Raw genomic sequence first — 7,460 nt, 5'->3', positions numbered from 1 at the left:
GGCCGGATCAATGGTGTCCCACTTCGGCCCGCCAACAGCACCCAACAGAATGGCATCGGCCGCCTTGGCGCGCGCCAGGGTTTCATCGGCCAGCGGCACGCCGTAACGGTCGATGGCTGCGCCACCGCGGTCATCGAAGCTCAGCTCGAAACCCAGGTTGTACTTGTCGTTGGCAAGGGCAAGCACCTTGACCGCTGCGGCCATGATTTCCGGGCCGATACCGTCGCCGGGGAGAATCAGAATCTGTTTGGACATAAGCTTTTCCTTCGGAAAATAATTACAAGCTGCAAGCCATAAGTTTCAAGCAAAGCTGCTCTTACCTTGCAGCTTTAAGCTTGCGGCTTGCAGCTTGCAGCTGCTGTTATTTGATTGCGCCGAACAGCCAGGGGCTGCGCTGCTGGTAACCGACCTCGAAGGCCTTGATCGCCTCGCTGTCCTGCAGGGTCAGGCCGATATCGTCCAGGCCATTGAGCAGGCAATGCTTGCGGAAGGCATCGACCTCAAAGCGGTACTGCACGCCATCCGGACGGGTCACGGTCTGCGCCGCCAGGTCGACGGTCAGCTGATAGCCGACAGTGGCTTGCGTCTGCTGGAACAGCGCATCCACCTCGTCTTCCTTGAGGATGATCGGCAGCAGGCCGTTCTTGAAGCTGTTGTTGAAGAAGATATCGGCAAAGCTCGGCGCGATGATGGTACGGAAGCCGTACTCTTCCAGAGCCCAGGGCGCGTGTTCGCGGGATGAGCCGCAACCGAAGTTCTCCCGAGCCAGCAGCACGCTGGCTCCCTGGTAACGCGGGAAGTTCAGCACGAACTCCTGATTCAGCGGACGCTGGGAGTTGTCCTGATTGGGCTGACCGACATCGTGGTAGCGCCATTCATCGAACAGGTTAGGACCAAAGCCCGTGCGCTTGATCGACTTCAAGAACTGCTTGGGAATGATCTGGTCGGTGTCGACGTTGGCGCGATCCAGTGGAGCGACCAGGCCGGTGTGTTGGGTAAAGGCTTTCATGGTCAGCTCCTTAGGCCTGGATCAATTCGCGCACATCGATAAAGCGGCCGGTCACCGCAGCGGCAGCAGCCATCGCCGGGCTGACCAGGTGGGTACGCCCACCTGCGCCCTGACGGCCTTCGAAGTTGCGGTTGGAGGTGGAGGCGCAGTGCTCGCCGCTGCCGAGTTTGTCCGGGTTCATCGCCAGGCACATCGAGCAGCCCGGCTCGCGCCATTCAAAGCCGGCTTCGATAAAGATTTGGTGCAGCCCTTCCTGTTCCGCCTGGGCTTTGACCAGTCCGGAGCCCGGCACCACCAGCGCCTGCTTGATGGTGCTGGCGACCTTGCGGCCCTTGGCCACCTCGGCGGCGGCACGCAGGTCCTCGATCCGCGAGTTGGTGCAGGAGCCGATAAACACCCGATCCAGCTGGATATCGGTGATCGCCTGATTGGCCTGCAAGCCCATATATTTCAGGGCGCGGATGATCGAATCCTTCTTCACCGGGTCGCTTTCGGCGGCCGGGTCCGGCACATTCTGATCCACGGCCAAGACCATTTCCGGCGATGTACCCCAGCTGACTTGCGGCTTGATGTCTTCGGCACGCAATTCAACCACGGTGTCGAAATGCGCATCGGCATCCGACACCAGGTCCTGCCACTGCGCCACGGCCTTGTCCCAGTCCGCACCCTTGGGAGCGAACGGACGGCCTTCGACGTAATCGATGGTCTTCTGATCCACCGCCACCAGGCCGACACGGGCACCGGCCTCGATGGACATATTGCAGATGGTCATGCGCCCTTCCAGCGACAGGTCGCGGATTGCGCTGCCAGCAAACTCCAGCGCGTGGCCGTTGCCGCCGGCGGTGCCGATCTTGCCGATTACTGCCAGCACGATGTCCTTGGCAGTGACGCCGAACGGCAGCTTGCCTTCGACCAACACCTGCATGTTCTTCATCTTTTTCGCCACCAGGCACTGGGTCGCCAGCACATGCTCGACCTCGGAGGTGCCGATGCCGTGGGCCAACGCGCCGAAGGCGCCGTGGGTCGAGGTGTGCGAGTCACCGCAGACCACGGTCATGCCCGGCAGGGTCGCGCCCTGCTCCGGGCCGACCACGTGGACGATGCCCTGACGGATGTCGTTCATCTTGAATTCGAGGATGCCGAAGTCGTCGCAGTTCTCATCCAGGGTCTGCACCTGAATCCGCGACACTTCATCGGCGATGGCTTCCAGGCCGCCCTGACGTTCGGCCTTGGTGGTCGGCACGTTATGGTCCGGGGTGGCGATGTTGGCGTCGATGCGCCACGGTTTGCGGCTGGCCAGACGCAAACCCTCAAAGGCCTGAGGCGAGGTCACTTCATGAAGGATATGCCGGTCGATGTAGATCAGCGACGAGCCATCGTCGCGGCGCTTCACTTCGTGCATTTCCCAGAGCTTGTCGTACAGCGTTTTGCCGGCCATCCGCTTTCCCTCATCAACCTGTTTCTATGCCGGGGCAAATAGCCCTTTGGCTTATGGGGTAATCCTATGGGCTTGCATTAAATTACTCAAATTCATATTTTTCATTCAAAGGATTCCCTAGCGGAATATAACTACACTTGAGCAGCGCCTATTGCGCCCCGCCCACTGCCAGGAACAGCCCTATGGATCTCGCCACCCTGAATGCCTTTATTGCCATCGCCGAGCTGGGCAGCTTCTCCGAGGCGGCGCAGCGCCTGCACCTGACTCAGCCGGCGGTGAGCAAACGCATCGCCAGCCTGGAACAACAGCTCAATGTGCGCCTGTTTGATCGCCTGGGCCGCGAGGTGAGCCTGACCGAGGCCGGCCGCGCCCTGCTGCCGCGGGCTTATCAGATTCTCAATGTGCTCGATGATACGCGCCGTGCGCTGACCAACCTGAATGGCGAGATCAGCGGTCGCCTGACCCTGGCCACCAGTCACCACATCGGCCTGCACCGCTTGCCGCCACTGCTACGCGCCTTTACCCGGGCGCACCCGCAGGTGGCACTGGACATCCAGTTTCTCGACTCCGAGGTGGCCTATGAAGAGGTTCTGCATGGTCGCGCCGAACTGGCGGTGATCACCCTGGCGCCGGAAACCCGCGAGCCAGTGCATGCGGTGGCCGTGTGGGACGACCCATTGGATTTTGTCGCCGCCCCCGAGCACCCACTGGCTCGCAGCAAAGCGATCAGCCTGGCCGATGTGGCCCATCATCCGGCGGTATTTCCCGGCGGCAATACTTTTACCCACCATATTGTGCGCCGCCTGTTCGAAGCCCAGGGGCTGACGCCGAATATCGCCATGAGCACCAACTACCTGGAGACCATCAAGATGATGGTCTCCATCGGCCTGGCCTGGAGCGTGCTGCCGCGCACCATGCTCGATGAACAGGTGGCCCGCCTGCCGTTGCCGGGTATCCAGCTGACCCGCCAGCTGGGCTATATCAGCCACACCGAACGCACCCTGTCGAATGCTGCGCGGGCCTTTATGAACCTGCTGGATGCCCAGCGTGATGGCCTTGCAATGGCCAGGGACTAAGGGCTAACGTGGGCTTATAACGATAAGAAAGGCTTCTGCATGACTCCGCCCAGTCGCTCAGCCAGCGACCACCAAACCCATGCGCCTACAGGAAGAGTTGGTCGTGGCTAAATCCAGTGATCGCCGTCCGCCACTGCCGTTTATTCCGGTGCTGGACCCTGCCGAATTTGAGAGTACCTGGAACGATGCGCCGCGCCTGTTACGCGCACTCAATGGCGCCAAGCTCGGTACCTGGTACTGGGATATCGAAAGCGGCCGGGTCAGTTGGTCACGCGGCGCCCAGGCGCTGTTCGGCCTCGACCCTAAGCATCCACTGGAAAAACGCATCGACTATATCGAGCTGATCCCCGAGGAAGACCGCCCCGCGGTGCTGCGCCTGTTCGAGCAGCTGCTCGCCGGCAACCCGAGCAACAGCGCCTTTCGCCACCGCATCCGCTGGCCCGACGACAGCCTGCACTGGCTGGAAATCAGCGGCAGTCTGCAACTGGATGCCGACGGCAAACAGCGCGTTATTGGCGTCATCCGCGACATAACCAACCAGCAATCCCGCGAGCAGGCGCTGCGCAGCAGCGAGGAAAAGTTCGCCCAGGCCTTCAACTACAGCCCGGACGCGGTGGTCATCACCGAGAAGTCCAGCGGCCGCTTTATCGAGATCAACGCCGGTTTCGAACGCCAGTTTGGCTGGAGCAGTACGGAAACCCTCGGCCGCACCTCGCTGGAGATGGGCATCTGGGCCTGCCTGAAAGATCGCCAACGCATGATGGAGGCGGTCAAGAACAACAGCCTCAACGGCCTGGAAGTACCGCTCTACCATCGCGACGGCAGCATCCGCATAAACCTGCTGTTTGGCGGCGAAATACTCCTGGAAGGCATCCCCTGCCTGGTCCTGTCGCTGCGTGACATCACCCAGCAACGCCAGCAGGAACAGGCCCTGCACGACAGCCAGGAGCGCCTCAACCTGGCGCTGGAGTCGGCCGACCTCGGTACCTGGGACTGGCACATCCCCAGCAATATGCTATTTGGTTCGGCCCGCGCCGCCATGCTGCATGGCCTGGCTGAAACGCATTTGCATGGCGACTTCCACAGCTTTTTCAGCTTCGTCCCGCGCAAAGACCGCCACGCCATGCGCCTAGCCTATCTAGAGCTGCTCCAAGGTATCCGCCAGGATTACCAAGTAACTTACCGAGCGGTGTATAAAAATGGCGACGTGCACTACCTAGAAAGCACAGCCAAGCTTTACCGTGATGAGCGCGGTACACCACAGCGGATGGCCGGGATTGTTATCGACATCAGTGAACGGGGCCAGCGCGAGCAACGCCTGAAGGCCTCAGAAGAGAAGTTTGTCACCCTGTTCCAGGCCAGCCCCGACCCCATCACCCTGACCACCGAGCCTGATGGTCGCGTACTGGAAATCAACCCCAGCTTTAGCCAGGTGTTCGGTTGGCACGCCGATGAGGTCGTCGGCCGCAGCGTACTCGACTTCAACTTCTGGGGTAGCCTCAGCGTACGCAGCACTCTCTATGAAAAGTTCTATCAGGCTGACGGGCTCGACAATGAGGTGGCAGACTTCCGTAACTCCCGGGGCCACACCTTGACCTGCGTAGTGTCATGCCGGCCGATCACGGTAGAAGGTCAACGCTGCATTATCACCACCTTCCGTGATATCAGCGAGCGGCAAAAAGCCCAGGCTGCACTGCAGGCCAGCCAAGAGAAGTTCGCCCTGGCGTTCCACTCCAGCCCCGACGCCATCACCATTACCGAGCGCGATACGGGCCGCTATATCGAAGTCAACGAAGGCTTCGGCCGCCTCACCGGCTATAACCCCGACGAGGTGATCGGGCGCAGCGCCATGGAACTCAACGTCTGGGCTGACCCGTCTGAACGCGACTTAATGGTGCAGAAGCTCAAGCGCGACGGCCATGTCTACCATATGGAAATGCGCGGCAGACACCGTGACGGCACAACCAAGCTGGTTGAAGTGTCAGTCGAATCGATCGAGCTCAACAACACGCCCTGCCTGCTGCTTACCGCTCGCGACATCAGTGAACTCAAGGAGGCCCAGGCCCAGGTTCAGCACCTGGCCTACCACGACTCGCTGACCAACCTGCCCAACCGCGCGCTGTTGCTCGACCGCCTGACCCAGCAGATATCCCTGCTCAAACGCCACGAACTGCGTGGCGCGCTGCTGTTTATCGACCTCGACCACTTCAAACACATCAATGATTCACTCGGCCACCCGGTCGGTGATGCCGTACTCAAGCAGGTTACCGCACGCCTGGAAGCCAGTGTGCGCCAGGAAGATACGGTGGCGCGTCTGGGCGGTGACGAGTTTGTCGTACTGATTTCCGGCCTGGAAGGCAAACGCTCAAAGGTGGTACAGCAGGTCCGCGCGCTGGCGGAAAAACTGCGCCACCTGCTGGCCGAACCGATGCTGCTCGACGGCCACCAACTGCAAGTCACCCCGAGCATCGGCATCGCCCTGATTCCCGACCATGGTGATACTCCGTCAGATGTGCTCAAGCGTGCAGATATCGCCCTCTACCGCGCCAAGGACTCGGGGCGCAACTGCATCCAGCTGTTTCGCAACACCATGCAGAAAGCGGCCAGCGAACGCCTGCGCCTGGAAAACGACCTGCGTCTGGCGCTGGCGCGGGGCGAATTCGAGCTGCACTTTCAGCCCCAGGTGGATGCGCGCAACAACCAGATCATCGGTGCCGAAGCCCTGCTGCGCTGGATGCACCCGACCCTGGGCACGCAATCGCCGGCGCTGTTTATCCATATTCTCGAAGAAAGCGGGCTGATTCTCGAAGTCGGTGGCTGGGTGCTCGCCGAAGCCTGTCACGCCTGTGCCCAACTGCTGCTGCAGGATATGGTCAGCGCCACGCAATTCAGCCTGTGCGTGAATATCAGCCCCCGGCAGTTCCGCCAGAACGACTTCGTCGAACGGGTGGAAAGCAGCCTGGCCAGCAGCCATCTGCCACCGCATATGCTCAAACTGGAAATCACCGAAGGCATCGTGATCCAGAACATTGACGACACCATCGCCAAGATGAACCGCCTCAAACGCCTCGGCGTAACCTTCGCGATGGACGACTTCGGTACCGGCTACAGCTCCTTGACCTACCTCAAGCGCCTGCCGGTGGATGTGCTGAAGATCGACCAGTCCTTCGTGCGCGACGCCACCCTGGATGCCAACGACGCGGAAATCATTCGCGCCATCGTCGCCATGGCCCGCAGCCTGGGGCTGGGCATCATTGCCGAGGGGGTTGAACAGCTCGACCAGCTGGAGTTCCTCCAGCAACAGGGCTGCCACCACTACCAGGGCTACCTGTTCAGCAAAGCGGTTTCACTGGAGCAGTTTCGCCAGTTGCTGCACGACAACCGCATACCTGCGCCCCTGTAAACAACCAGGGCACCTTTGCGCTGCTCTGCTACACAAGCTGTTCGGGGGTATTCAGTAGACCGCGAGTCTCATGCATGCGGTGCCGTAGAACGACCAGATGACTGATCAGCAGCTGTAGCCACAACGCGAACCGGATTGGTTGCGATGCAGCAAGGCCTGAGGCCAACAGCTCGTGAGCAGCGACTCAGTTGCCGGACCGGTCGTTATGGCCCAAATCCCGAGCAGGGTCGATCTGATCACGCAGGCGCTGCTTAAGCACCTTAGCCTCGGGAAAGCCGCCATCGGCTTTGCGCTCCCAGATCTGCACCCCATCACAGGTGATCCGGAATACGCCGCCCGTGCCGGGCTCCAGGCAGACTCGGGACAGGTCATCGGTAAAGCTCGACAGCAGCTCCTGAGCCAGCCAGGCGGCGCGCAGCAGCCACTGGCATTGCGTGCAATAGGTGATGACTACTTCGGCTTTGCGGCTGGACATTGGCTGGCTCGCTACGGATGAAAAGCCAATGATAACGCGCAGTAGCCTTACCTCAGCAG

At 60.8% G+C, this 7,460-nt stretch carries 6 protein-coding genes; 2 read left to right on the top strand and 4 right to left on the bottom strand.

The genetic code is table 11. The annotated features are described in order from the left end of the window. The 3 genes from WA145_RS16775 to leuC all read right to left on the bottom strand — a co-directional run. A partial coding sequence (locus tag WA145_RS16775; RefSeq protein ID WP_422582659.1) for an isocitrate/isopropylmalate family dehydrogenase occupies positions 1 to 255 on the bottom strand: 255 nt, incomplete at its 3' end. Positions 256 to 361: 106 nt separating this feature from the next. Beyond that, the gene (leuD, locus tag WA145_RS16770; protein ID WP_422582658.1) at positions 362 to 1,009 is read right to left on the bottom strand and encodes a 3-isopropylmalate dehydratase small subunit; all 648 of its coding nucleotides are present in this window, start codon (positions 1,007 to 1,009) and stop codon (positions 362 to 364) included. A 10-nt stretch (positions 1,010 to 1,019) separates the two neighbouring features. Next, positions 1,020 to 2,447 (bottom strand): 3-isopropylmalate dehydratase large subunit, encoded by a 1,428-nt coding sequence (gene leuC, locus WA145_RS16765; RefSeq protein ID WP_422582657.1) that lies wholly within the window; start codon positions 2,445 to 2,447, stop codon positions 1,020 to 1,022. Positions 2,448 to 2,629: 182 nt separating this feature from the next. Between leuC and WA145_RS16760 the strand changes: the two genes are divergently transcribed. Both WA145_RS16760 and WA145_RS16755 read left to right on the top strand, forming a co-directional pair. After that, the gene (locus WA145_RS16760; protein WP_422582656.1) at positions 2,630 to 3,523 is read left to right on the top strand and encodes a LysR family transcriptional regulator; all 894 of its coding nucleotides are present in this window, start codon (positions 2,630 to 2,632) and stop codon (positions 3,521 to 3,523) included. Positions 3,524 to 3,626: 103 nt separating this feature from the next. Next, positions 3,627 to 6,926 (top strand): PAS domain S-box protein, encoded by a 3,300-nt coding sequence (locus WA145_RS16755; RefSeq protein ID WP_422582655.1) that lies wholly within the window; start codon positions 3,627 to 3,629, stop codon positions 6,924 to 6,926. A gap of 184 nt (positions 6,927 to 7,110) precedes the next feature. On the opposite strand, the gene WA145_RS16750 is transcribed toward WA145_RS16755, so the two are convergent. Continuing rightward, on the bottom strand, positions 7,111 to 7,401 hold the full coding sequence (locus tag WA145_RS16750; protein ID WP_422582654.1) for a SelT/SelW/SelH family protein: 291 nt from the start codon (positions 7,399 to 7,401) through the stop codon (positions 7,111 to 7,113). Positions 7,402 to 7,460: the final 59 nt, after the last annotated feature.

The organism is Pseudomonas sp., assembly GCF_049301935.1.
Classification (GTDB): Bacteria; Pseudomonadota; Gammaproteobacteria; order Pseudomonadales; family Pseudomonadaceae; genus Aquipseudomonas.
Note: the sequence above shows the minus strand (reverse complement) of the source record. Positions and strands in the feature narration are given on the sequence as shown.

Excerpts from the sequence above, each read along its gene's own strand:
- WA145_RS16750 (WP_422582654.1), bottom strand. The coding sequence starts at position 7,401 with ATGTCCAGCCGCAAAGCCGAAGTAGTCATCACCTATTGCACGCAATGC.
- leuC (WP_422582657.1), bottom strand. The coding sequence starts at position 2,447 with ATGGCCGGCAAAACGCTGTACGACAAGCTCTGGGAAATGCACGAAGTG.
- leuD (WP_422582658.1), bottom strand. The coding sequence starts at position 1,009 with ATGAAAGCCTTTACCCAACACACCGGCCTGGTCGCTCCACTGGATCGC.
- WA145_RS16760 (WP_422582656.1), top strand. The coding sequence starts at position 2,630 with ATGGATCTCGCCACCCTGAATGCCTTTATTGCCATCGCCGAGCTGGGC.